The organism is Kluyvera sp. CHPC 1.251 (genome assembly GCF_036759945.1).
GTDB lineage: Bacteria > Pseudomonadota > Gammaproteobacteria > Enterobacterales > Enterobacteriaceae > Kluyvera > Kluyvera sichuanensis.
In genome coordinates this window covers 13711-37932 of record NZ_JAPKIC010000009.1, presented here as the reverse complement: position 1 = coordinate 37932, position 24222 = coordinate 13711, and the positions used below count along the sequence as shown (strand labels likewise).

Annotated in this window: 18 protein-coding genes; 4 read left to right on the top strand and 14 right to left on the bottom strand. The window is 55.5% G+C overall.

Annotated features, from left to right (window positions below; genetic code table 11):
• Window positions 1–18: 18 nt before the first annotated feature.
• Window positions 19–1731, bottom strand: a complete 1713-nt coding sequence (gene cysI / locus V6940_RS17100; RefSeq protein WP_333496654.1) for an assimilatory sulfite reductase (NADPH) hemoprotein subunit — start codon at window positions 1729–1731, stop codon at window positions 19–21.
• Window positions 1731–3533, bottom strand: coding sequence for an NADPH-dependent assimilatory sulfite reductase flavoprotein subunit (cysJ, locus tag V6940_RS17095; RefSeq protein ID WP_333496653.1), 1803 nt, complete (start codon window positions 3531–3533; stop codon window positions 1731–1733). The genes cysI and cysJ overlap by 1 nt, the downstream gene beginning before the upstream one ends.
• Window positions 3534–3837: 304 nt before the next feature.
• Between cysJ and queD the strand changes: the two genes are divergently transcribed.
• On the top strand, window positions 3838–4203 hold the full coding sequence (gene queD / locus V6940_RS17090; protein WP_163446301.1) for a 6-carboxytetrahydropterin synthase QueD: 366 nt from the start codon (window positions 3838–3840) through the stop codon (window positions 4201–4203).
• Window positions 4204–4368: 165 nt separating this feature from the next.
• Window positions 4369–5610 (top strand): bifunctional glucose-1-phosphatase/inositol phosphatase, encoded by a 1242-nt coding sequence (gene agp / locus V6940_RS17085; RefSeq protein ID WP_333496652.1) that lies wholly within the window; start codon window positions 4369–4371, stop codon window positions 5608–5610.
• 85 nt (window positions 5611–5695) lie between these two features.
• Here agp and queE read toward each other — a convergent pair whose 3' ends face one another.
• On the bottom strand, window positions 5696–6367 hold the full coding sequence (gene queE, locus V6940_RS17080) for a 7-carboxy-7-deazaguanine synthase QueE (protein ID WP_333496752.1): 672 nt from the start codon (window positions 6365–6367) through the stop codon (window positions 5696–5698).
• 569 nt (window positions 6368–6936) lie between these two features.
• On the opposite strand from queE, the gene V6940_RS17075 reads away from it, so the two are divergent.
• The gene (locus V6940_RS17075; protein ID WP_333496651.1) at window positions 6937–8046 is read left to right on the top strand and encodes an SDR family oxidoreductase; all 1110 of its coding nucleotides are present in this window, start codon (window positions 6937–6939) and stop codon (window positions 8044–8046) included.
• Between the two features lie 49 nt (window positions 8047–8095).
• Here the strand turns inward: V6940_RS17075 and eno are convergent, their stop codons facing one another.
• The 5 genes from eno to rlmD all read right to left on the bottom strand — a co-directional run bounded on the left by eno (window position 8096) and on the right by rlmD (window position 15770).
• The gene (eno, locus tag V6940_RS17070) at window positions 8096–9394 is read right to left on the bottom strand and encodes a phosphopyruvate hydratase (RefSeq protein ID WP_035892853.1); all 1299 of its coding nucleotides are present in this window, start codon (window positions 9392–9394) and stop codon (window positions 8096–8098) included.
• 79 nt (window positions 9395–9473) lie between these two features.
• The gene (gene pyrG / locus V6940_RS17065) at window positions 9474–11108 is read right to left on the bottom strand and encodes a glutamine hydrolyzing CTP synthase (RefSeq protein ID WP_035892851.1); all 1635 of its coding nucleotides are present in this window, start codon (window positions 11106–11108) and stop codon (window positions 9474–9476) included.
• Between the two features lie 223 nt (window positions 11109–11331).
• Window positions 11332–12123 (bottom strand): nucleoside triphosphate pyrophosphohydrolase, encoded by a 792-nt coding sequence (mazG, locus tag V6940_RS17060; protein WP_333496650.1) that lies wholly within the window; start codon window positions 12121–12123, stop codon window positions 11332–11334.
• A 60-nt stretch (window positions 12124–12183) separates the two neighbouring features.
• A complete protein-coding gene (relA, locus tag V6940_RS17055) occupies window positions 12184–14421 on the bottom strand; it encodes a GTP diphosphokinase (protein WP_185667999.1) in 2238 nt (745 codons plus the stop codon).
• Between the two features lie 50 nt (window positions 14422–14471).
• Complete coding sequence (gene rlmD / locus V6940_RS17050) at window positions 14472–15770, bottom strand: 23S rRNA (uracil(1939)-C(5))-methyltransferase RlmD (protein WP_333496649.1); 1299 nt, start codon at window positions 15768–15770, stop codon at window positions 14472–14474.
• 56 nt (window positions 15771–15826) lie between these two features.
• Between rlmD and barA the strand changes: the two genes are divergently transcribed.
• Window positions 15827–18580 (top strand): two-component sensor histidine kinase BarA, encoded by a 2754-nt coding sequence (barA, locus tag V6940_RS17045; RefSeq protein WP_333496648.1) that lies wholly within the window; start codon window positions 15827–15829, stop codon window positions 18578–18580.
• A 116-nt stretch (window positions 18581–18696) separates the two neighbouring features.
• On the opposite strand, the gene V6940_RS17040 is transcribed toward barA, so the two are convergent.
• The 6 genes from V6940_RS17040 to syd form a co-directional block, all read right to left on the bottom strand.
• Window positions 18697–19845 carry a glycerate kinase gene (locus V6940_RS17040; RefSeq protein WP_333496647.1) on the bottom strand — a complete coding sequence of 383 codons (1149 nt, stop codon included), beginning with the start codon at window positions 19843–19845 and terminating at the stop codon, window positions 18697–18699.
• A 62-nt stretch (window positions 19846–19907) separates the two neighbouring features.
• Complete coding sequence (gudD, locus tag V6940_RS17035) at window positions 19908–21248, bottom strand: glucarate dehydratase (protein WP_333496646.1); 1341 nt, start codon at window positions 21246–21248, stop codon at window positions 19908–19910.
• 220 nt (window positions 21249–21468) lie between these two features.
• On the bottom strand, window positions 21469–21912 hold the full coding sequence (locus V6940_RS17030) for a flavodoxin (RefSeq protein WP_333496645.1): 444 nt from the start codon (window positions 21910–21912) through the stop codon (window positions 21469–21471).
• 15 nt (window positions 21913–21927) lie between these two features.
• Window positions 21928–22710, bottom strand: a complete 783-nt coding sequence (gene truC / locus V6940_RS17025) for a tRNA pseudouridine(65) synthase TruC (RefSeq protein ID WP_333012744.1) — start codon at window positions 22708–22710, stop codon at window positions 21928–21930.
• On the bottom strand, window positions 22710–23039 hold the full coding sequence (locus V6940_RS17020) for a YqcC family protein (protein WP_333496644.1): 330 nt from the start codon (window positions 23037–23039) through the stop codon (window positions 22710–22712). The genes truC and V6940_RS17020 overlap by 1 nt, the downstream gene beginning before the upstream one ends.
• 634 nt (window positions 23040–23673) lie before the next feature.
• Complete coding sequence (gene syd, locus V6940_RS17015) at window positions 23674–24219, bottom strand: SecY-interacting protein (protein ID WP_333496643.1); 546 nt, start codon at window positions 24217–24219, stop codon at window positions 23674–23676.
• Window positions 24220–24222: the final 3 nt, after the last annotated feature.

The following is a 24222-nucleotide window of genomic DNA, read 5'->3' as shown; positions in this document are numbered from 1 at the left end:
GGTGAGGGGGAAACGGTATTATTCCCAGAAATCACGCGCTGGATCGAGCACCGGGCGAATGATGCCCGCACGCACCGTAAAGTCGCCGAAGCCTTCACCCGCTTCACGCTCTTTCGCCCAGCGCCCAACCAGTTCGTCTACGGAAGCGAGAATTTCCGTTTCCGTAATGTTTTCGCGATACATACGCGGAATGCGCGTCCCCATGCGGTTACCGCCCAGATGCACGTTGTAGCGGCCCGGCGCTTTACCCACCAGCCCCAGCTCGGCCAGCATCGCACGGCCACAGCCGTTCGGGCAGCCGGTCACGCGCATCACAATGTGTTCTTCAGGAATGCCGTGTTTTTCCAGAATATCTTCCACTTTGTCAGTGAACGACGGCAGGAAACGTTCAGCTTCTGCCATCGCCAGCGGACAGGTCGGGAACGACACGCAGGCCATAGAATTTTCACGCTGCGGCTTCACCGCATTCATTAACCCATGGTCACGCGCCAGTTTCTCTATCTTCGCCTTCTGGCTCTCCGGCACGCCGGCGATGATCAGGTTCTGGTTAGCGGTGATGCGGAAATCGCCTTTGTGGATCTTCGCGATCTCCAGCAGTCCGGTTTTCAGCGGACGGCCCGGATAGTCGAGAATACGACCGTTTTCGATAAACAGCGTCAGGTGCCAGTTATCGTCGATCCCTTTCACCCAACCAATGCGATCGCCACGACCGGTAAACTCATAAGGGCGGATCGGCTCAAATTTGATCCCCGCGCGACGCTCAACCTCTTCCTTGAAGGTGTCGACGCCGACGCGCTCAAGGGTATATTTGGTTTTGGCATTTTTACGGTCGGTACGGTTACCCCAGTCACGCTGGGTCGTCACCACCGCTTCCGCTACCGCCAGCGTATGCTCAAGCGGCAGGAAGCCGAACTCGCTTGCCGTGCGGGCGTAGGTTTTCTTGTTGCCGTGTTCGATGGACAGACCGCCACCGACCAGCAGGTTGAAGCCCACCAGTTTGCCGTTTTCGGCAATCGCCACGAAGTTCATGTCGTTAGCGTGCAGATCGATATCGTTCTGCGGCGGGATCACCACGGTCGTTTTGAACTTACGCGGCAGATAGGTTGAACCGAGGATCGGCTCTTCGTCCGTCGTTGCCACTTTCTCCTGATCGAGCCAGATCTCAGCATAAGCGCGGGTGCGCGGCAGCAGATGCTCAGAAATTTTCTTCGCCCACTCGTAGGCCTCGGCGTGCAGCTCGGACTCATACGGGTTGGAGGTGCACAACACGTTACGGTTCATGTCGTTGGCGGTCGCCAGCGCATCGAGCCCTACGGAGTGCAGCATCTGGTGCACCGGCTTCACGTTCTTCTTCAGAATGCCGTGGAACTGGAAGGTCTGACGGTTGGTCAGACGGATGCTGCCGTAAATGGTGTTATCAGCGGCAAATTTATCGATGGCCTTCCACTGCGTGGTGGTGATCACCCCGCCCGGCAGACGGCAGCGCAGCAGCATCGCATGACGCGGCTCCAGCTTCTGCTCGGCGCGCTCGGCGCGAATGTCACGGTCATCCTGCTGGTACATGCCGTGGAAGCGGATCAGCAGGAAGTTATCGCCGTGGAAGCCGCCGGTCAGACCGTCATTCAGGTCTTCCGCGATGGTGCCGCGCAGGAAATTACTTTCACGCTTCATGCGCTCGGCGTCAGTCAGTTTGCCTTCGACCACTAAAGGCCCTGGGTATTTTTCGCTCATTAGTAGACATCTCGCTGATAACGGCGCTCAACGCGCAGCTCACTTAAAAATTCATCCGCCGATTCGATGTCCATTGCACCAAATTCAGCAATCACTTCCAGCAATGCCTGCTCAACGTCTTTCGCCATGCGATTAGCGTCGCCGCAGACATAAATGTGGGCACCGTCATTGATCCAGCGCCACAGTTCCGCGCCCTGTTCGCGCAGTTTGTCTTGTACGTAGATTTTTTCTTTTTGGTCACGTGACCAGGCCATATCGATACGGCTCAGCACGCCTTCTTTCACGTAACGCTGCCACTCCACCTGATAGAGGAAATCCTCGGTAAAGTGCGGGTTACCAAAGAACAGCCAGTTCTTGCCTTCGGCGCCATCGGCCGCGCGCTGCTGCATAAAGGCGCGGAACGGGGCGATGCCGGTGCCTGGGCCAATCATAATGACCGGCGTCTGCGGGTTAGCCGGCAGGCGGAAGTTGTCGTTATGTTCGATGAATACGCGGACTTCGCCCTCTTCTTCCACGCGGTCGGCGAGGAAGCTGGAGGCACCGCCGGCGCGGGCGCGGCCTTCAATCTCGTAGCGCACGACGCCCAGCGTCACGTGTACTTCGCTCTCGACTTCCGCCTGCGATGAGGCAATGGAGTAGAGGCGAGGCGTTAACGGACGCAGCAGGCCAATCAGCGCATCGGCATCCAGCTGAGCAGGAGAGAAACGCACCATGTCGACAATCGGCGTAGTCGCGGCATACTGCTGCAACTGCGCTTTATCGCCCACCAGCGGCAGCAGAGATTCACTGCGGGTCAGCGTGGCGTAGTTTTCCACGATATTGGCGGTGTTGACCGTCAGCTCGAAGTGCCACTGCAGCGCATCGGCGAGTGGCAGCGTTTTGCCATCAACCGTGACTGGCTCGTCGCCCTTGAGCCACAGCAGTTCAACCAGTTCTTTGACCAGCTCTGGATCGTTCTGGTACCAGACACCCAGCGCATCGCCCGGCTGGTAACGCAGCCCGGAGTCGCCGAGATCGATTTCGATATGGCGAACGTCTTTTTCTGAATCGCGGCCGGTAATTTTCTGGTTCACCGACAACGACGCCGTGAGCGGGGCTTCTTTGGTGTACGGACTGGAGTGGATGTCGTTAACCGCTCCGCTCGCCGCCGCCTGAACGGAAGGTGCCGCTGGCGCACGAGCTTTCAGCACCTCCACCAGGCGCGCACGCCATTCGGCAGCCGCGGCCAGATATTCCACATCGGCATCTACGCGATCGAGCAGGCGTTCACCACCAAGCTCAGCCAGCTTGCTGTCGAAATCTTTACCGGCCTGGCAGAAGAATTCATAGGACGTATCGCCCAGCCCCAGCACCGCAAAGGCGGTATCGGTGAGCTTCGGCGCTTTCTTCGAGAATAAGAATTTATGCAGCGCCACGGCTTCTTCCGGCGCTTCCCCTTCACCCTGTGTAGACGCTACAACAACCAACAGCTTTTCTGACGCGATTTGTTTGAATTTATAATCCCCGGCGTTCACCAGGTTCACGTTCAGTTTGGCAGCCAGCAGATCGTCACGCAGCGCTTCAGCCACGCGGCGGGCGTTACCCGTTTGCGACGCAGAGATAAGCGTAATGCTCGGGACTTCAACGGCGACCGGTGCGGCAGCGACTGCACCCGCACCAGGCTGCTGATTAAGCACGCCCCAAAAATAGCCGGAAACCCAGGCAAGCTGGGTTGGTGATAAATCGGTAGTGGCCGCCTGAAGGCGTGCCATCTGCTCCGGGTTTAGCGGGAGCAACGCTGAAGGGGGGGACTGTGTTGTCATGCGTCGTTATGTTCCAGTAGCAAAGCTGTTTCTAATCAGGAAAAACAGAACTGAATGTAAGGTTAACGACGTCGATAATAACAATTAAAGAAGTGATAGAAATATCAAATAACCAAATGGACTAACCTGTTTTCCTGGTAGTTATTAGCGATAAAACAGGTTGAATAACATATTGATATAATTAGAAAATAATCATCATCAAGATTAATGCTTGTACTCGTTGTCTATTTGGCCGTTTTAGTTAATGCAGAAAAATGTGCATTCGGGTACTATGCGGCGTTTTTTTCCGCAAGACTGAGAGTTCATGATGTCCACCACACTGTTTAAAGATTTCACCTTCGAAGCCGCCCACCATCTGCCGCACGTGCCGGAAGGCCACAAATGCGGTCGCCTGCACGGCCACTCGTTTATGGTGCGTCTTGAGATAACCGGTGAAGTCGATCCACATACCGGTTGGATCATGGATTTTGCCGAACTGAAAGCGGCATTCAAGCCAACCTACGATCGTCTGGATCACTACTACCTGAACGATATTCCGGGCCTCGAAAACCCAACCAGCGAAGTGCTGTCCCGCTGGATCTGGGAACAGGTAAAACCGGTTGTTCCACTGCTTAGCGCAGTCATGGTTAAAGAAACCTGCACGGCGGGCTGCGTTTATCGCGGCGAATAAGTACGCCTGCAAGCGGGGAGCGGGTTCACGCCTCCCCGTTCTCCCTTCCGTAGTGTCCTATCACATTCATTTCCCTAATCTTTCAGAATGCGGCATCTGCCCAGGAAAAATGACGAAGTTCTGTCACACTCATTGGGTTGGTTAATACATTGTGAGGAATAAGGGATGAAGAAAACGCTTCTCGCCGCAGCGATGCCGGCACTGTTATTGTTCTCAGGACTGAGTCAGGCGCAAACCCCACCCGAAGGCTATCAGCTTCAGCAGGTGCTGATGATGAGCCGTCACAACCTGCGTGCGCCGCTGGCGACCAACGGCAGCGTGCTGGAACAGTCAACGCCGAACGCCTGGCCTGAGTGGGATGTCCCCGGCGGGCAACTGACCACCAAAGGCGGTGTGCTCGAAGTCTATATGGGCCACTATATGCGTGAGTGGCTGGCGCAGCAGGGAATGGTCACCAGCGGTGAATGTCCGGCGCCAGACACGGTATACGCCTATGCTAACAGCCTGCAGCGCACCGTCGCTACCGCACAATTCTTTATTAATGGCGCCTTCCCTGGCTGCGACGTGGAGGTCCACCACCAGGAAAAGATGGGCACCATGGACCCCACGTTCAACCCGGTGATCACCGATGACTCCACCCAATTCCGCGAGCAAGCGGTACAGGCGATGGAGAAAGCGCGCCAGGCCAGACAGCTCGACGAGAGCTACAAGCTGCTGTCGCAGATTGCCCGCTATCAGGATTCGCCATCCTGCAAGGAAAAACAGCAGTGCTCACTGACTGAAGCGAAAGACAGCTTTAGCGCCAATTACCAGAAAGAGCCTGGCGTTAAGGGGCCGCTGGCGATAGGTAACTCGCTGGTTGATGCGTTCACGCTGCAATATTACGAAGGGTTCCCGCTGGACCAGGTGGCCTGGGGTGAAATCAAAACCGATCAGCAGTGGCGCCTGCTTTCACAGCTGAAAAACAGCTATCAGGATAACCTGTTTACCTCGCCGGAAGTGGCACGCAACGTGGCGAAACCGCTGGTGAAATATATCGATAATGCGCTGGTGACCGAGGCGGCGAAAACGCCAAAAATCACCGTGCTGGTCGGGCACGACTCGAATATTGCCTCGCTGCTGACGGCGCTTGATTTCGACGCCTACACGCTGCCGGGACAGTACGAGCGCACGCCGATTGGCGGGAAAATTGTGTTCCAGCGCTGGCATGATACGAAAGCAAATCGGGAATTGATGAAGATTGAGTATGTTTATCAGAGCGCGGATCAGCTGCGTAACGCCGATACGCTGACGCTGAAGACGCCGCCGCAGCGCGTCACGCTGTCGCTGAAAGGCTGCCCGGTAGATGCCAACGGTTTCTGCCCGATGGATACCTTTTCGAAGGTGATGAACGACGCGGCGAAATAACGCTTAACGTAGCCCGGCTGAGCAACGCGACGCCGGGAATTCCCCGGAGTCGGCGCGATGCGCCTCGTCCGGGCTACGAATCTTATCAGGCAATATTCAGATATTTGTGCGTCTGCATCGACAGGCGCCAGTTGCGCGCAATGCAGGTTTCAATGCACAGGCGGGTGGCATCATCTTTCTGGCTGATTGGCTGCAGTGCAATGATGCGTGGTTTGTCATCGCTCAGCGTACCCAGCAGTTCATCCAGCGCTTCGATATCGCGCACGCGCCCTACCGGGTGCTTGATTTCATCGGCACGCTCCAGCGCCTGCGACAGCACGTCATAGCCACCGCGCATATTCACCTTCGGCGACACGGTCACCCAGGTACCCGGTGTGCAGCGCACTTCATGGGTGCCGCTGGTTTCAATCTGACAGCTGTAGCCATTTTGCTCGAGTAGCGCCGTGAGCGGCGTTAAATCATGGATGCAGGGTTCACCACCGGTAATCACCACGTGGCGCGCGGTCCACCCCTGACGGCCAATAATCGCCAGCAGGTCTTCGCTGCTCGCCGCCCCCCATTTGTCGCTCTCTTTGGTTTTTGCCAGGATACTGAACAGCGAAACTTCCCGATCGCTAAGCTTTTCCCAGGTATGCTTAGTATCACACCAGGCACAGCCTACCGGGCATCCCTGTAAACGAATAAAAATGGCGGGGACGCCAGTAAAATAACCTTCACCCTGCAGGGTCTGGAACATCTCGTTAATCGGGTACTGCATCATCAACTCTTCAGTAGTGGTAAACCGTTATTATTGCATACTTCGCGCCAACTATCCCTCGCACTTCTTGCGCAACCGCATGCGAAGATAAGGGGAAGTGCCGCCTTCCTGCGTTTCGTGCTCACTAACGGGCAATATCCTTAAATACCACAAGCTGCCTATGGCTTTTAAAATTAACTTACTCCGTTGTCGATTCGTTAATTGTATTATGGAGCAAATTAATCATCTTCACTTATTTAAAAAAAACCGTCATAGATAACACGCACCTTTCCGTACGGGAACTTATTTTATCGCGACAAAACCAGCCATTTATCATGTAACAAGAGATGTTCATTTTTACAGTTATGAAATAACCATTAAATTAATAAACGTCATTAAAAACAATGAATTAATTTTTAAATTGAAAATTATTGAATTTTTTTAAATAGCATATTGTCAAATTTAACCCGCTTCACTCCACAAGCTTAAAATAAGCTTAAGCCCTCCTTTTATTGCTCCATTCTTTATTTAACTGCCGTTTACTTTCTCGATCCTAGAATCCGCAAACCAACCATGACGAGACAGTATTCATGAATACACTATTAATCACAGGCGTTACCGGTTTTCTGGGCGGCGCGGCACTGGAAGCAATCCTCAATAGCCACAGCGGCGTTAATTTACTGCTTTTAGTCCGTGCGGATAACGGTGAAGCCGCTGTCGCAAGGGTTAAGGAGAACTTACGTAAATTCAATATCGACGAAGAGAAGCTGGCGAAGATCACCCCACGCAATATCCTGCTCGGTGACCTGGCCTCCCCGGAGCATTTTCTCAACGATTCACGCCTGAACAGCGTAACCCACGTGCTGAACTGCGCCGCCGTCGCGTCATTCGGCAGCAACCCGCTGATCTGGAAAGTGAACGTAGAAGGCACGCTGCAGTTTGCTCATCGTATGGCGAAGGTAGAAGGGTTACAGCGCTTCCTGCACGTTGGTACGGCAATGTCCTGCTCGCCTGAGCCGGATTCTCTGGTGGCTGAAAGCGCAGAGTTCCGTGAGCGCGCAGAGCATCTGGTGGAGTATACGCACTCCAAATCTACCATCGAACAGCTGATGCAGCAGCAGCTCCCGACGCTACCGCTGGTGATTGCCCGCCCTTCTATCGTCGTGGGCCACACCCATCATGGCTGCCAGCCTTCCAGCAGCATTTTCTGGGTCTTCAGCATGGGGTTGATGCTGCAAAAGTTCATGTGCTCTATGGAAGACCGCATCGACGTGATCCCAGTAGACTACTGCGCCAGCGCGCTGCTTATGCTGCTGACGGCAACGGTCGCTCAGGGAGAAGTGGTACATATTTCAGCCGGTGAAGAGAACAGCGTTCGCTTTGCCGATATCGACAACGCAATGGCTTCCGCGCTAGAGCAAGCGCCGGTGGGCGATAAATACGCTCAGGTCAGCTACGAAACGCTGGTCAAAATGCGCCGCGAGCTGAAAACCATTTTCGGCCCGTGCAACGAACGATTGATGCTGAAGGCAATGCGCCTGTATGGGGCCTTCGCCACGCTGAACGTGCGTTTTAGCAACGACAAGCTGCTGAGTATGGGGATGCCAAAACCCCCTCGCTTTACTGACTATATTGACCGCTGCGTGCAGACCACTCGCGGGCTGACCATACCGCAGCAGATGGCGGTCGATTTTAAGTAAAAAAATGCCAGCCCGAGGGCTGGCATTTTTATATCAGAGAAAGTCGGGCTTATGCCTGACCTTTGATCTCTTTACGACCGTTGTACGGCGCTTGTTCACCCAGAGCTTCTTCGATACGAATCAGCTGGTTGTACTTAGCAACACGGTCAGAACGGCTCATAGAACCAGTCTTGATCTGGCCAGCAGCGGTACCAACAGCCAGGTCAGCGATGGTAGCGTCTTCAGTTTCGCCAGAACGGTGAGAGATGACAGCGGTGTAGCCAGCGTCTTTCGCCATTTTGATCGCAGCCAGAGTTTCGGTCAGGGAACCGATCTGGTTGAATTTGATCAGGATGGAGTTAACGATGCCTTTTTCGATGCCTTCTTTCAGGATCTTGGTGTTGGTTACGAACAGATCGTCACCAACCAGCTGGATTTTGTCGCCCAGTACTTTGGTCTGGTATGCGAAACCAGCCCAGTCAGATTCGTCCAGGCCATCTTCGATGGAGACGATTGGGTACTGTTTGGTCAGTTCTTCCAGGAAGTGAGTGAATTCTTCGGAGGTGAATGCTTTGTTGCCTTCGCCAGCCAGAACGTATTTACCGTCTTTGTAGAATTCAGAAGCTGCACAGTCCATCGCCAGAGTGATGTCTTTGCCCAGCTCGTAGCCAGCTGCTTTAACCGCTTCAGCGATAACAGCCAGAGCTTCAGCGTTGGAACCCAGGTTAGGAGCGTAGCCGCCTTCGTCACCAACTGCAGTGTTCATACCTTTAGCTTTCAGTACTTTAGCCAGGTTATGGAACACTTCGGAACCCATACGTACGGCTTCTTTCAGGGATTTCGCGCCAACTGGCTGAATCATGAATTCCTGAATGTCGACGTTGTTGTCAGCGTGCTCGCCGCCGTTGATGATGTTCATCATCGGAACTGGCATGGAGTATTTGCCTGGGGTGCCGTTCAGTTCAGCGATGTGAGCGTACAGTGGCAGACCTTTAGCAGCAGCTGCTGCTTTGGCGTTTGCCAGAGATACGGCCAGGATTGCGTTCGCGCCGAAGTTGGATTTGTTCTCAGTACCGTCCAGATCGATCATGATCTTGTCGATGCCAGCCTGATCTTTAGCATCTTTACCCAGCAGAGCCTGAGCGATTGGGCCGTTTACAGCGCCAACTGCTTTCAGTACGCCTTTACCCATGAAGCGAGATTTGTCGCCATCGCGCAGTTCCAGCGCTTCGCGGGAACCAGTAGAAGCACCTGACGGGGCTGCTGCCATACCAACGAAACCACCTTCCAGGTGAACTTCTGCTTCAACAGTCGGGTTACCACGGGAGTCGATGATTTCACGACCGATGATTTTAACGATTTTGGACATTAGGTTTTCCTCAGTACAAGTTAAACTAAAACTCCAGACAAACAACGCCCCTCGTGGGGCGTTGCCGTTCTAACTTTTCTTACTTCTGACGCTTCTGGTACTCGCTCGCGGCTTTCACGAAGCCAGCAAACAGCGGGTGCCCATCACGAGGCGTGGAAGTAAACTCCGGATGGAACTGACAAGCAACGAACCACGGGTGGTTCGGAACTTCGATGATCTCGACCAACTGATCATCCCCGGAACGGCCCGCAACGCGCAGACCTGCAGCTTCAATCGGTTTCAACAACATGTTGTTGACTTCATAGCGGTGACGGTGACGCTCAACGATAGTTGGCTCGCCGTACATCTGGCGGACCAGGCTGTCATCGCTAAGCTGGCACTGCTGTGCGCCAAGGCGCATTGTGCCGCCGAGATCGCTCTTTTCAGTACGAACTTCGACATTACCATCTTCATCACGCCATTCGGTAATGAGCGCCACAACCGGGTACTTACAGTCTGGCACAAATTCCGTAGAGTTGGCGTTTTCCATGCCTGCAACGTTACGCGCGAATTCGATCAGCGCAACCTGCATACCCAGGCAGATGCCCAGATAAGGAATTTTGTTCTCACGCGCATAGCGTGCGGTAGCGATCTTACCTTCAACACCACGGTAGCCGAAGCCGCCAGGGATCAGGATAGCATCCAAATCTTTCAGAATTTCGACGCCGCGCGTTTCCACATCCTGCGAATCAATCAGCTTGATGTTGACGGTTACGCGGTTTTTCAGGCCACCGTGCTTCAGCGCTTCAATCACCGATTTATAAGCATCTGGCAGTTCAATGTACTTGCCGACCATACCAATCGTGACTTCGCCTGCCGGGTTCGCTTCTTCGAAGATAACCTGTTCCCATTCGGCCAGGTTTGCTTCCGGGCAGTTCAAGCTGAATCGTTTACAAATATAATCGTCCAGCCCCTGAGATTTCAACAGGCCTGGAATTTTATAAATGGAATCGACGTCTTTCATTGAAATAACGGCTTTTTCTGGCACGTTACAGAACAATGCAATTTTTGCACGTTCGTTGGCCGGAACCGCGCGATCGGAACGACAGATCAGAATATCTGGCTGAATACCGATGGACAGCAGCTCTTTCACGGAGTGCTGAGTCGGTTTGGTTTTGACTTCGCCCGCGGCTGCCATATAAGGCACCAGAGTCAGGTGCATGAACAGCGCGTTTTCACGACCGATATCCACGGCCAGCTGACGAATCGCTTCCAGGAATGGCAGAGATTCGATATCACCGACGGTACCGCCGATTTCAACCAGCACCACATCATGACCTTCGCCACCAGCGAGGACGCGTTCTTTGATCGCGTTAGTGATGTGTGGGATGACCTGCACGGTTGCGCCCAGATAGTCGCCACGACGCTCTTTGCGCAGGACATCTGAGTAGATACGACCGGTAGTGAAGTTATTACGGCGAGTCATTTTGGTACGAATGAAGCGCTCATAGTGACCCAGGTCCAGGTCGGTTTCAGCGCCGTCTTCGGTAACGAACACTTCCCCGTGTTGGATCGGGCTCATGGTGCCAGGATCGACGTTAATATACGGATCCAGTTTCATCATGGTCACGTTGAGGCCACGGGCTTCAAGAATGGCTGCCAGGGATGCTGCGGCAATGCCTTTACCCAGAGAGGATACGACCCCGCCGGTCACAAAAATATAGTTCGTTGTCATGCTGGACCTGAGAAGTTAGGGTGAAACGATGGAATAACCAAGACGGGAAAGTAGTATACCCGAACATGGCGAGCGCCACAAACTTTCATTCTCGCTCCTCAATCGCCGCAGAAACAAACATGGGGAGTGAGAAAATAGCCCCTTTGGGGTAAAAGTTTTTGACGCAAATCAAGCGCTTGTCATTTAAGATTTCGCACTTTTCGCCCTTTCCCACAAAAATTCTTTAGAGATCAGATTCCTGCCGTTTTACCTGCTGCCAAACTTCTTCCATCACATCCAGATCCACACCGGTCATTTCCAGGCCACGCGCGGCGACAATCCGCTCAACTTCGCGGAAACGGCGCTCAAATTTTTCGTTCGCCTTCTGCAATGCGGTCTCTGCTTTTACCCCTAAATGGCGAGAGAGGTTAACGGTGGCAAACAGCAGGTCGCCCACCTCCTCTTCCAGTTTAGCTTCGTCGACTACCGCCTGCCTGGCTTCGTCCATCACTTCGTCGATCTCTTCGTAAACTTTATCGAGCACCGGGCCAAGCGTGGTCCAGTCAAAACCAACTGCCGAGCAGCGTTTCTGAATTTTATACGCCCGCATCAGCGCCGGGAAGGCCCGCGGAATATCGTCCAGCGCGGAGTGCTGCGCTTTCTCTGCCCGTTCGGCGGTTTTGATTTTCTCCCAGCGGGTCAACACTTCCTGGCTGTTTTCGGCGCTGGCGTCGCCGAAGATGTGCGGGTGACGACGCTCCAGCTTGTCGCTGATAGCGGCGCAAATATCATTGAAATCAAAGCGCCCCTCTTCCTGGGCCATCTGCGCGTAAAACACCACCTGGAACAGCAGGTCGCCCAGTTCGCCGCGCAGGTCGTCAAAGTCTTCGCGCGCAATGGCGTCGAGCACTTCGTATGTCTCTTCCAGCGTGTAAGGGGCAATGGTGTTGAACGTCTGCTCTTTATCCCACGGGCAGCCGTTTTCCGGGTCGCGCAGGCGCTGCATGATGCCGAGCAGTCGGTCGATTTGAGTCATGATGATTCCTTGCAAAAAGAGAGAGTTACCCTCCCCCATTGGGAGAGGGTAAAAAGAACATTAACCGCCGTGCAGTCGACGGGCGTCGATCACATCCGGTACCTGGTTCAGTTTGCCAAGCACGCGGCCCAGCACCTGCAGGTTGTAGATTTCGATGGTCATGTCGATAGTCGCCATCTGCTGCTTGGTGTCGCTACGGCTGGCCACGCCCAGCACGTTCACCTTCTCGTTGGCGAGAATGGTAGTGATATCGCGCAGCAGGCCGCTGCGATCGTTGGCCTGAACGCGTACCACCAGCGAGTAGCCCGCCGAGTAGCTTTCGCCCCACACGGCATCAACAATGCGCTCCGGCGCGTGCGACTGCAGCTCCGCCAGCTGTTCGCAGTCCGCCCGGTGCACGGAAATCCCGCGCCCCTGGGTGATAAAGCCAACAATCTCGTCGCCGGGAATAGGCTGGCAGCAGCGCGCGATATGGTGCATCAGGTTACCGACACCTTCTACCACTACGCGGCCGTTATCTTTGCTGCGGTTCTGCGGCGTATACGTCTTCTGTTGAAGCTGTTTCAGCGCGGCGGCGTCCTGCTCGGCGGCGCTCGGCTTATTGAACTGCGCCTGCAGGAAGTTCACCATCTGGTTGAGGCGAATATCACCGCCGCCGATGGCCGCCAGCAGCTCTTCCACGTCGTTAAAGTTGTAACGCGGCAGCAGGTGCTTCTCGGCTTCCTTGAGGCTGATGCCCAGATGCTCCAGCTCGTCGTCGAGGATCTGCCGCCCGGCCAGTACGTTCTTGTCTTTGTCCTGTTTACGGAACCAGGCGTGGATTTTCGAACGTCCACGGCTGGTCGTTACGTAACCGAGGTTCGGGTTCAGCCAGTCGCGGCTCGGGTTCGGCTGCTTCTGGGTGATAATTTCAATCTGGTCGCCCATCTGCAGCTGATAGGTGAACGGCACGATGCGCCCGCCAATCTTGGCGCCGATGCAGCGGTGGCCGACATCGCTGTGAATGTGATAGGCGAAGTCCAGCGGCGTGGAGCCTGCCGGAAGGTCCACCACGTCGCCTTTTGGCGTAAACACATACACGCGGTCGTCGAAGACCTGGCTGCGCACCTCGTCGAGCATTTCGCCGGAGTCGGCCATCTCTTCCTGCCACGCAATCAGCTTACGCAGCCAGGCGATGCGATCTTCATGGCCGGAACGCGGCCCGCTCGCCGTACCAGTACCCTCTTTGTATTTCCAGTGCGCGGCAACGCCCAGCTCGGCGTCTTCGTGCATCTGTTTGGTACGAATCTGGATTTCAACCGTTTTTCCGCCCGGCCCTAATACCACCGTATGGATGGACTGGTAGCCGTTTGGTTTCGGGTTTGCAACGTAGTCGTCGAACTCATCTGGCAGGTGGCGATAGTGAGTGTGCACTATCCCCAGCGCGGCGTAGCAGTCCTGTAAACGCTCCGCGACGATACGCACCGCGCGCACGTCAAACAGCTCGTCAAAGGCGAGGTGTTTTTTCTGCATTTTGCGCCAGATGCTGTAGATGTGTTTCGGGCGGCCGTACACTTCAGCCTTCACGCCTTCGGTCTTCATTTCGCTGCGCAGGTGGCCGACGAAATCGGAAATGTAGTGCTCACGGTCAATACGACGCTCGTGCAGCAGCTTCGCGATGCGCTTGTATTCCGCCGGGTGCAGATAGCGGAAGCAGTAATCTTCCAGCTCCCATTTGAGCTGACCGATGCCTAAGCGGTTAGCCAGCGGCGCATAGATGTTGGTACATTCTTTAGCCGCCAGCACGCGTTCATCTTCCGGCGCATCCTTCACTTCGCGCAGGTGGGCAATACGCTCGGCAAGCTTGATAACCACGCAGCGGAAGTCATCCACCATCGCCAGCAGCATGCGGCGGACGTTATCCACCTGCTCAGATGAGACCGCATCGGTATGGGTGGCTTTCAGTTGGCGAATTGCCGCCATGTCGCGCACGCCGTGAATCAGGGTCACGACGGATTGACCGGCGCTTTCGCTCAGCACTTCTTCACTGACAACGTTAGCGTCTACTAACGGAAACAGCAGCGCGGCTCTCAGCGTGTCGTTATCCATACTCAGCGTGGAGAGGATTTCGACCATCTCTACGCCGCGCCACAGCATCAGCTCGGCGTCATCATGTCCCACGGTCTGGCGACGACAATAATCCCAGGTCTCGGCTAAGCGTTCACACGACTGCTGGCTGGAAATTCCCAGACTTGCGATCCATTTTTGTGGGTCAAATTCACCAGCTTTATTGAGATGTGCACTTCTTACCGCAACCATTGTCCTCTCCTTTCAGGGACCGGCCTGTCGAAGTCGACAAGCCACCGTTATTACCTACGCTCAAACAGCACCATAGATTCCTGGTGCCCAGTGTGCGGGAACATATCAAGCATTGCCAGACGCTGAATTTGGTACCCCGCATTCAACAACGCTTCGCTATCGCGCGCCAGCGTTGCCGGATTACAGGAAACGTATACCACCCGCGTTGGCGCTAATTTTATAACATGCTGCATCACGCCCGATGCGCCAGCACGGGCAGGATCGAGTAAAACCTTGTCAAAACCATGTTTCGCCCATGCCTGAAGCGTGACATCCTCTTCCAGATTTTCGTGGAAAAAGGTGACATTCTCCAGGTGGTTCAGCGCGGCGTTTTCCCGCCCTTTCTCCACCAGCGCCGGGACGCCTTCAACGCCGACGACGCTTTGCGCACGGGTGGCCAGCGGCAGAGTAAAGTTCCCCATTCCGCAGAACAGATCCAGTACACGGTCGGTTGACTGTACATCGAGCCACGACAACGCCGTTGCAACCATCTGCTGATTCACGCCGTCGTTTACCTGAATAAAATCGCGCGGGCTGAAGGTTAAGCGTAGCCCGTCTGACGAATACCAGGGCTCCTCGCCGGTCACGCGTTCAAGTATCTCGCTTTCCGGCGCCAGATAAAGCGCAACGCCGGAAGAATGCGAAAAGCGTTCCAGTTTTTCTTTATCTTCATCCGAGAGCGCCGCCGTATGGCGCAGTACCATCAGCGGACCGTTGTCGGCACTGACCAGTTCAACGTGTCCGAGCTGGCGTTTTCCCTTCAGGCTCTCCAGACATTCCCGCACGGTGGGCAGCAGCGCCTCAAGATTGGGCACCAAAACGGGGCACTGCACCACGTCGACAATATCGTTCGAATTTGCTTTGCGAAAACCCATCTGCAATTGTTGAGTTTTGGGCTGATAATTCACGCTCAGACGCGCCCGGCGGCGATATCCCCAGGGTTCGCTCGAGATAACGTCATCGACGTCGTGTTTCATTAGCCGGTTCAACGCCTCGCGTTTGCTGCGCTGTTGTAGTGCAACGGCAGCATGCTGCTGCTGGCAACCGCCGCAGACGCCAAAATGCGGACAGCGTGGCGTTTCACGCTCAGAACTGGTGGTCAGACGGCGTTTTACCTGCCCGCGCGCGTACTGTTTTTTATCTTCCGTCAGGGTCACTTCCGCGCTTTCATCTGGCAATAACCCATTGATGAATAATGCTTTACCGTTGTGGCGCGCCACACCTTGCCCGAAAGGGTCAAGACTGCTGACTGTCACGGTTATGATCTGGCGCGTCGTCACGCGCCGTTTTGCAGAGTAGAATTGCGCCATCGTAGAGATTGTTCTCAATCAAAAATATTGCACTGATTCTCCCACAACGGACCTCCATGACCAACTACAGCCTGCGTGCAAGAATGATGATTTTGATCCTGGCGCCGACCGTACTCATCGGTTTACTGCTCAGTATCTTCTTCGTCGTACACCGCTATAACGACCTGCAGCGTCAGCTGGAAGACGCCGGTGCCAGCATTATTGAACCGCTCGCCGTCTCCAGTGAATATGGTATGAATTTGCAAAATCGCGAGTCGATTGGCCAATTGATCAGCGTGCTGCATCGCCGTCATTCCGATATTGTGCGCGCCATTTCCGTATACGATGAGCACAACAAGCTGTTCGTCACCTCTAACTATCAGCTGGATCCCAGCGAGTTACAGCTGCCGCGCGGCACCGCGTTTCCCCGAAGGCTAAGCGTCACGCGGCTTGGCGATATCATGATTCTGCGTACGCCGATTATCTCCGAGCATTATTCGCCGGACGAGTCGCCGCAGTCGGATGCCAAAACGCCGATCAACATGCTGGGCTACGTAGCGCTAGAGCTGGACCTTAAATCGGTGCGGCTACAGCAGTACAAAGAGATTTTCATCTCCAGCGTGATGATGCTGTTCTGTATCGGTATTGCGCTGATCTTCGGCTGGCGGCTGATGCAGGATGTCACGGGGCCGATTCGCAATATGGTCAATACCGTTGACCGCATCCGACGAGGGCAGCTCGATAGCCGCGTTGAAGGCTTTATGCTCGGCGAGCTGGATATGCTGAAAAACGGCATCAACTCGATGGCCATGTCGCTGGCCGCCTATCATGAGGAGATGCAGCATAACGTCGACCAGGCCACTTCGGATCTGCGGGAAACGCTTGAGCAGATGGAGATCCAGAACGTGGAGCTGGATCTGGCGAAAAAGCGTGCGCAGGAAGCTGCGCGCATCAAGTCCGAGTTCCTGGCCAACATGTCACACGAGCTGCGTACGCCGCTTAATGGGGTGATCGGCTTTACCCGCCTGACGCTCAAAACCGAACTAAACCCAACCCAGCGCGACCACCTCAATACCATCGAGCGTTCGGCCAACAACCTGCTGGCGATCATCAACGACGTGCTCGACTTCTCGAAGCTGGAAGCCGGTAAGCTACTGCTGGAAAGCATTCCCTTCCCGCTGCGTAACTCTCTTGATGAAGTGGTCACCCTGCTGGCGCACTCGGCCCACGATAAAGGGCTGGAGCTGACGCTCAATATTAAGAACGACGTGCCGGATAACGTCATCGGCGACCCGCTGCGTCTGCAGCAGGTGATCACTAACCTGGTGGGGAACGCCATCAAGTTTACCGAAAACGGTAACATCGACGTGCTGGTTGAGCAGCGCGCCATCAGCAATAACAAGGTGCAGATTGAAGTGCAGATCCGCGATACCGGGATTGGTATTCCGGAACGCGATCAGTCCCGTCTGTTCCAGGCCTTCCGTCAGGCAGATGCCAGCATCTCTCGCCGCCACGGGGGCACCGGGCTGGGGCTGGTTATTACCCAGAAACTGGTCCGCGAGATGGGCGGTGATATCTCCTTCCACAGCCAGCCAAACCGCGGTTCGACCTTCTGGTTTAACATCAACCTCGATCTGAACCCGAACGTGATTGCCGATGGCCCGGATACCAGCAGCCTGAAAGGCAAACGCATTGCCTACGTGGAGGCTAACGCCGCCGCCGCGCAGGCCACGCTGGATATGCTTGCTTCTACGCCGCTGGAGGTGGTCTATGCCGTCAGCATCGCCGCGCTCCCGGCCGAGTTTTACGACATTCTGTTGGTTGCGGTGCCGGTATCCGTTCGCGATCTGAGTATTCACCGCGAGAAGCTGAGCATGGCGCTCAATATGACCGATCACCTGGTGCTGGCGCTGCCGTGCCACGCGCAGGTCGATGCAGAAGCGCTGAAGAAGGACGGGGCATCAGCCTGTCTGTTGAAACCGCTGACCATTACCCGACTGATGCCGGTGTTGCTGGAGTTTAGCCTCAGCACATCTTCTCAGATTGCCGTTCCGCATACCGAACATCGCCTGCCGATGACGGTCATGGCAGTGGACGATAACCCGGCCAACCTGAAGCTGATTGGCGCGCTGTTAGACGATCAGGTGCAGCACGTAGAACTTTGCGAAAGCGGCCACCAGGCCGTTGAGTGCGCCAAACAGATGAAGTTCGATCTGATTCTGATGGATATTCAGATGCCGGACATCGACGGCATTCGCGCCTGCGAGCTGATACGCCAGCTTCCTCATCAGCAGCAAACGCCGGTGATTGCCGTTACCGCCCACGCCCTTGCCGGGCAGCGCGAGAAGCTGCTGACCGCCGGTATGAACGACTATCTGGCGAAGCCGATTGAAGAAAACCGGCTGCACGATTTACTGCTGCGCTATAAGCCCGGCGTGAATGTGGTGCCTCGCCCGATGCACGCCGACCCGATTGAACCACCGGTCGACCTCAACGCGACGCTGGACTGGCAGCTGGCGCTGCGTCAGGCCGCCTATAAGCCTGACCTGGCGCGCGAGATGTTGCAGATGCTGATCGCCTTCCTGCCGGAAGTGCGTAACAAAGTGGAAGAACAACTGGTGGGTGAGCAGCCGGAAAATCTGGTCGATGCCATTCATAAACTGCACGGTAGCTGCGGCTACAGCGGCGTTCCGCGTCTCAAGCATTTGTGTCATCTGATCGAGAGCCAGCTGCGTAGCGGCACGGCGGCGGAAGAGCTGGAACCGGAGCTGCTGGAACTGTTAGATGAGATGGACAATGTGACTCGGGAAACCCGGAAGATATTAGGATAGGTGCCGATCCCGGCGGCGCTTCGCCTGGCCGGGCTACAATGCGGGATTTGTGGGCCTGATAAGCGCAGCGCCATCAGGCAATTCGGCGCAGCTCGCCGGATGGCGGCATAAATGCCTTATCCGGCCTGCAGCTCCTGGCCTAATTTAATGGCGGCGGCAATATTCCGCGCTGCCATTCTCACATTCTCACCTGCCTCCGACAGTGCCTCCTCCAGCGTGCAAATGCGATACATCACGCTGAACACCGCGTCAATCCCGTGCTGATGCACCACGCCGACGTCCGGTGTCAGGCTGCCAGCAATACCAATCACCGGGATACGGTAGCGTTTCGCCACCTTCGCCACGCCCACCGGCACTTTGCCGTGAATCGTCTGGCTATCCATCCGCCCTTCACCGGTAATCACCAGACTGGCATCCGCCACCAGCGCATCAAGATGCAATGCCTCGGTGACAATCTCAATGCCTGGTCGCAGCGTTGCGCCGCAGAACGCGGACAACGCAGCCCCCATTCCTCCCGCCGCACCGCCGCCCTCTAGCGTCAGCACATCGCGGCCTAGATCTCGTCGAATACATGCCGCATAGTGCGCCAGTGCCCGATCAAGGAGTCTCACCATTTCCGGCGTTGCCCCCTTTTGCGGCCCAAACACCGCTGATGCACCCTCTGCGCCGGTCAATGGGTTGGTAACATCGCAGGCAACATCAATCTGACAGCGCAATAGTCGGCTATCCAGCCCGCTGATATCAATACTCGCCAGCATCTCCAGCCCCGCACCGCCAGGTGGAATAGGCTGTCCGTCGCCCGCTAACAGCTTTGCCCCCAGCGCCTGAACCATACCCGCGCCGCCGTCATTAGTGGCACTGCCACCAAGGCCAATAATAATCCGGCTCACGCCCTGGTCCAGCGCATGACGAATGAGTTCTCCCGTTCCCCAGGATGTGGTTTTTAGTGGATTACGCTTTGCGACAGGCACGCTTTCCAGGCCGCTTGCCGCTGCCATTTCAATAAACGCACATTGCTCATCGCCGGAAATACCGAAGAAGCCTGACACGGGATAACCCAACGGGCCGGTCACTTCAACCTCAAGCACCCGCCCCTGCGTTGCCGCTACCATCGCTTCTACCGTCCCCTCGCCACCGTCGGCAACGGGCAGCTTGAAGTATTCAGCATCGGGGAACACATCACGAAAGCCATCCTCTATCGCGCAGGCAACATCGAGCGCGCTCAGGCTTTCTTTGTAGGAGTCAGGGGCAATCACAATCTTCATGGGCTGTCCTTATGCGAGTTTGCGGTTGGATTCTGCGTACTCCAGCAGAGTTGGCGGTAAGCTTAGCGCACCATGCACGGGCGTTTGTTATCAAACCTCCAGTTTGGGATCAGGTACTGCATTCCCATTGCATCATCACGCGCGCCAAGGCCATGCTTTTTGTACAGCGCGTTAGCCTGCATCAACTGGTCCATGTCCAACTCAACGCCCAGACCCGGTTTGTTCGGCACCTGTACCATACCACCTTTGATTTCAAACGGTTCTTTGGTCAGACGCTGATTACCTTCCTGCCAGATCCAGTGGGTATCTATCGCCGTAATGTTCCCCGGTGCGGCGGCCGCCACGTGGGTGAACATCGCCAGCGAAATATCGAAGTGGTTATTGGAGTGCGAGCCCCAGGTCAGGCCGAACTCATGGCACATCTGCGCCACGCGTACCGAGCCCTGCATGGTCCAGAAGTGCGGGTCCGCCAGCGGGATATCCACCGATTGCAACGCCAGCGTATGGCCCATCTGACGCCAGTCGGTGGCAATCATGTTGGTCGCCGTCGGCAGTCCGGTAGCACGACGGAATTCGGCCATCACTTCGCGCCCGGAGAAGCCCTGCTCCGCCCCGCACGGATCTTCGGCGTAGGCGAGCGTTCCCTTAAGGTATTTGCCAATCTTAATCGCTTCGTCCAGCGACCATGCCCCGTTCGGGTCGAGCGTCACGCGCGCCTGCGGGAAGCGTTTTGCCAGCGCCACGATAGACTCCGCTTCCTCTTCGCCTGCCAGCACGCCGCCTTTCAGCTTAAAGTCGTTGAAGCCGTACTTTTCATACGCCGCTTCCGCCAGGCGCACCACCGCATCCGGAGTCATTGCTTCATCATGACGCAGCCGATACCAGTCACATTTCTCGTCCGGCTGGCTTTGATACGGCAGCGGAGTTGCATGGCGGTTCCCGATATAGAATAGGTAGCCCAACATTTCGACTTCACTACGCTGCTGGCCTTCCCCCAGCAGCGATGCCACGTTCACGCCCAAATATTGGCCTAACAGATCCAGCATCGCCGCTTCAATACCGGTCACCACATGAATAGTGGTACGCAGGTCGAAGGTTTGCAGGCCACGACCGGTAGCATCGCGGTCGGCGAAGGTATTGCGCACAGCATTCAGTACGTTTTTGTACTCGCCCAACGTTTTCCCCACCACCAGCGGAATGGCGTCTTCAAGAGTCAGGCGGATCTTCTCACCGCCGGGGATCTCTCCTACGCCCGTATGACCCGCGTTATCTTTGATAACCACAATATTGCGAGTAAAGAACGGCGCATGCGCCCCGCTCAGGTTCATTAGCATACTGTCGTGCCCGGCAACCGGGATAACCTGCATAGACGTCACTACAGGCGTGGAAGCGTGAATCGACATGGTTCAATCCTTGTTAACAATAGCGATAGCGGGAACGGCGCATAGCATTGGGCATCTCGCTATCCATAAGATGGGATGACTTAACGCAGTATAGGAAGCGGTGAGCGGCAGCTCATCGTGCATATGCACAATTTTTTTAGGGGATATTATGAGATGATATGGCTAATGTACAAATAGCAGCCGGTACGACAGTCTCGTACCGGTGCCAGAAGAAAACCGTTTATTTCAGCAGCGTCGCCCACTGCTCCACCCACGGATTGGAGATGCTCTCCGGCTCGGGGTCTTCGGACGCATCAATCATCAGCATGTCGCCGATGCGCTGTGCGCCCTGCTCCTGCAACAGTGCGTCGAACCGCTTACCGCCGCCGCAGAAATTAGCATAGGTGCTATCACCCAAGGCAATAATGCCGTAGCGCAGGTGAGGCTGATACATATCCTGCAGATCGTTAAACAGCGGCACGATGCTATCAGGCAAATCGCCCTGACCGGTGGTGGACGTCACCACCAGCACATACTTCCCGGTATAGCTTTCCCAATCGGCAACCATCGGGTCTTCAAACACCTTCGCCTGATGGCCAAGACCGCTCAGAATGGTTTCCGCTTCCTCGGCCACCAACAGCGAATTGCCGTACATGGTGCCGACAAAAATCCCTACTTCAGCCATGATTTAACTCCCTGTTTACTTCTCGATAGCTTCATCCTGACCGGAGTCGGCCACAAACTCAACCCTTTCATTCTCGGGGAGAAGCCCGCGCCAGCCGAAATGTGATAGCGCCTGCATCCAGACGTCATCCAGCCCGGCGCGAATGGTCAGCGGCTCGCCGGTAAAGGGGTGGGTTAACGAGAGCTGGCTGGCGTGTAGCATCAGGCGATGGCAGCCAAAATGCTCCGCAGCACTGCGGTTCTGGCGCAGGTCGCCGTGCTTGCTGTCGCCAAGAATCGGGTGACGAAGATGCGCCAGATGGCGACGCAGCTGATGCTTGCGACCCGTTTTCGGCTCCAGCTCCACCAGCCCGTAGCGGGTGGTCGGGTAGCGCCCGGTAGCGACCGGCATTTCCACCGTCGCCAGACCGCGGTAGTGGGTTACCGCCGGCTGCGGGTCTTTATTTTCACGGGCGAACTTATCGGCGATTTTATCGAGTTCTTCCACCAGCGGATAATCGAGCACCGCATCGTCCGTCAGCCAGCCGCGCACGATGGCATGATAGCGTTTCTGCATCTGGTGCTGTTCGAACTGCTGCGACAGCAGGCGGCCAGCTTCGCTGGAGAGCCCCATCAGCAGTACGCCTGAGGTTGGGCGGTCGAGGCGATGGGCGGTGAAGACGTGCTGCCCAATCTGGTCACGCACCGTTTGCATCACCACCACTTTTTCATCACGGTCGAGCCAGCTACGGTGAACCAACCAGCCGGAGGGCTTATTCACCGCCACCAGCCACTCATCCTGGTAAATGATTTCCAGCATCAGTGCGCATCGCTCACGAAGAAGGCGTCCAACTGCTCCAGCGGCGGCAAAATGATCGCGCGCAGCGGATGGGCGGCATCCAGCGCCATTTCATAATAGGGGGCGATAGCAAAACCGGTTGGCAGCGGCATGCCGCCGTCGAGAAGTTGGTGCATGCGCGGAATCAGCACCCATTGCAGCCACTCCAACGGCTCAAGCGTATCCATACAGAACGGCTGGTCGCTGGCAAATGCGCTCTCATGCGGTGCCGTCTCCTGCCAGTGTTCATGCTGACGCAGCAGGTTTTCAATAAGCAGTAGTTGGTCGCGTACGTTGTCGTGGCGTGTCATGGGAACCTCAGAGGAAACAAAATCGGGCGCAGGATATCACTAGTTGGCGGGAAACAAAAAAAAGGGAGCACTGTAAAAACAGTGCTCCCGGTTCGTTTCGCAGCAATCCAGCTACTTTTGGTGCTCCCTGCTCGTCCGTGACAACTTTTCCTGTGGTCTCCTGACCATGTTCATCCATAAACGGTTGCATCCTGCATCACACCACCCCGATGTGATTTCACCCAATCCGTGAGTGTATCCTGATCTTCCTGATCCACCAGATATCCTGTCTGGCTCTCATTCTCCGTCCTGGAGGTGTCCTTTAACGCGTACCTGCGTTATCCTCTTGCTTCATCCTGAAGCCTTTCCTTGAATCACCTTCCCGGTGTGTCCTATGAAGCGTCATCATCCTGATGTTCACTTCATTGTGCGACTCCCTGTCGACGTAGATAGAATCCGCTATTCCGCCCCGTCTTACAAGTGCCTCTCAGGCAAACACTTAAGGCTTACATGAGAGATTAAGCGCACAGGATTCATTTATCTTATTGATATACAACGAAATGACTAAACAAATGGGATGAGTGTCTTACTTATATTCTGGCGATCTCTCACAGGGCGTGTAAGAGATCTCTCACAAGGTGATGGGCGAATTGCCTTACAGGAGAGGCTCAAGTTGAGTCAGGAAACTCGCAAGAGAAGAGGCTAGCGGCAGACGATTACGGGTTCCGAGCGTCTCTTTGACCACTTCACCGGTCACGTTGCACACGGAAATCACGTCCAGTTCGCTGTCCAGCGTGGCGATAAAAAGCGTCGGTGAAAGCTTCAGGCGCTTTTGCGTAACCAGGTGACCAATCAGGTTTTCCTGCACGCGACGGAAATCGTCGGGACTCCACACCTGCAGCAGCGTCAGGGTTTCCCCCATGAACATCGCGCGCATATCACCCGCATACTGAGTGGTATAATAGGTGTGAATGGGTTGTTGTACCACAATCTCCATTGCGCGTTCAACGCCATTTACATTCTGCTCGCCGTCAAACGGCTGAGGCTGCCAGAGCACCTCATCATCGGTCGTTGAGACCTGGCACGGGGACGGAATGCCGTAAAGTTCCTCGCTGCGCGGCAGGCTGTTGTGCTCACGCTGCCAGGCATCGCAATAGCGTTGGGTGAAAGCGTGTAATGCGTCTGCGGTCTGCTGATCCACGAA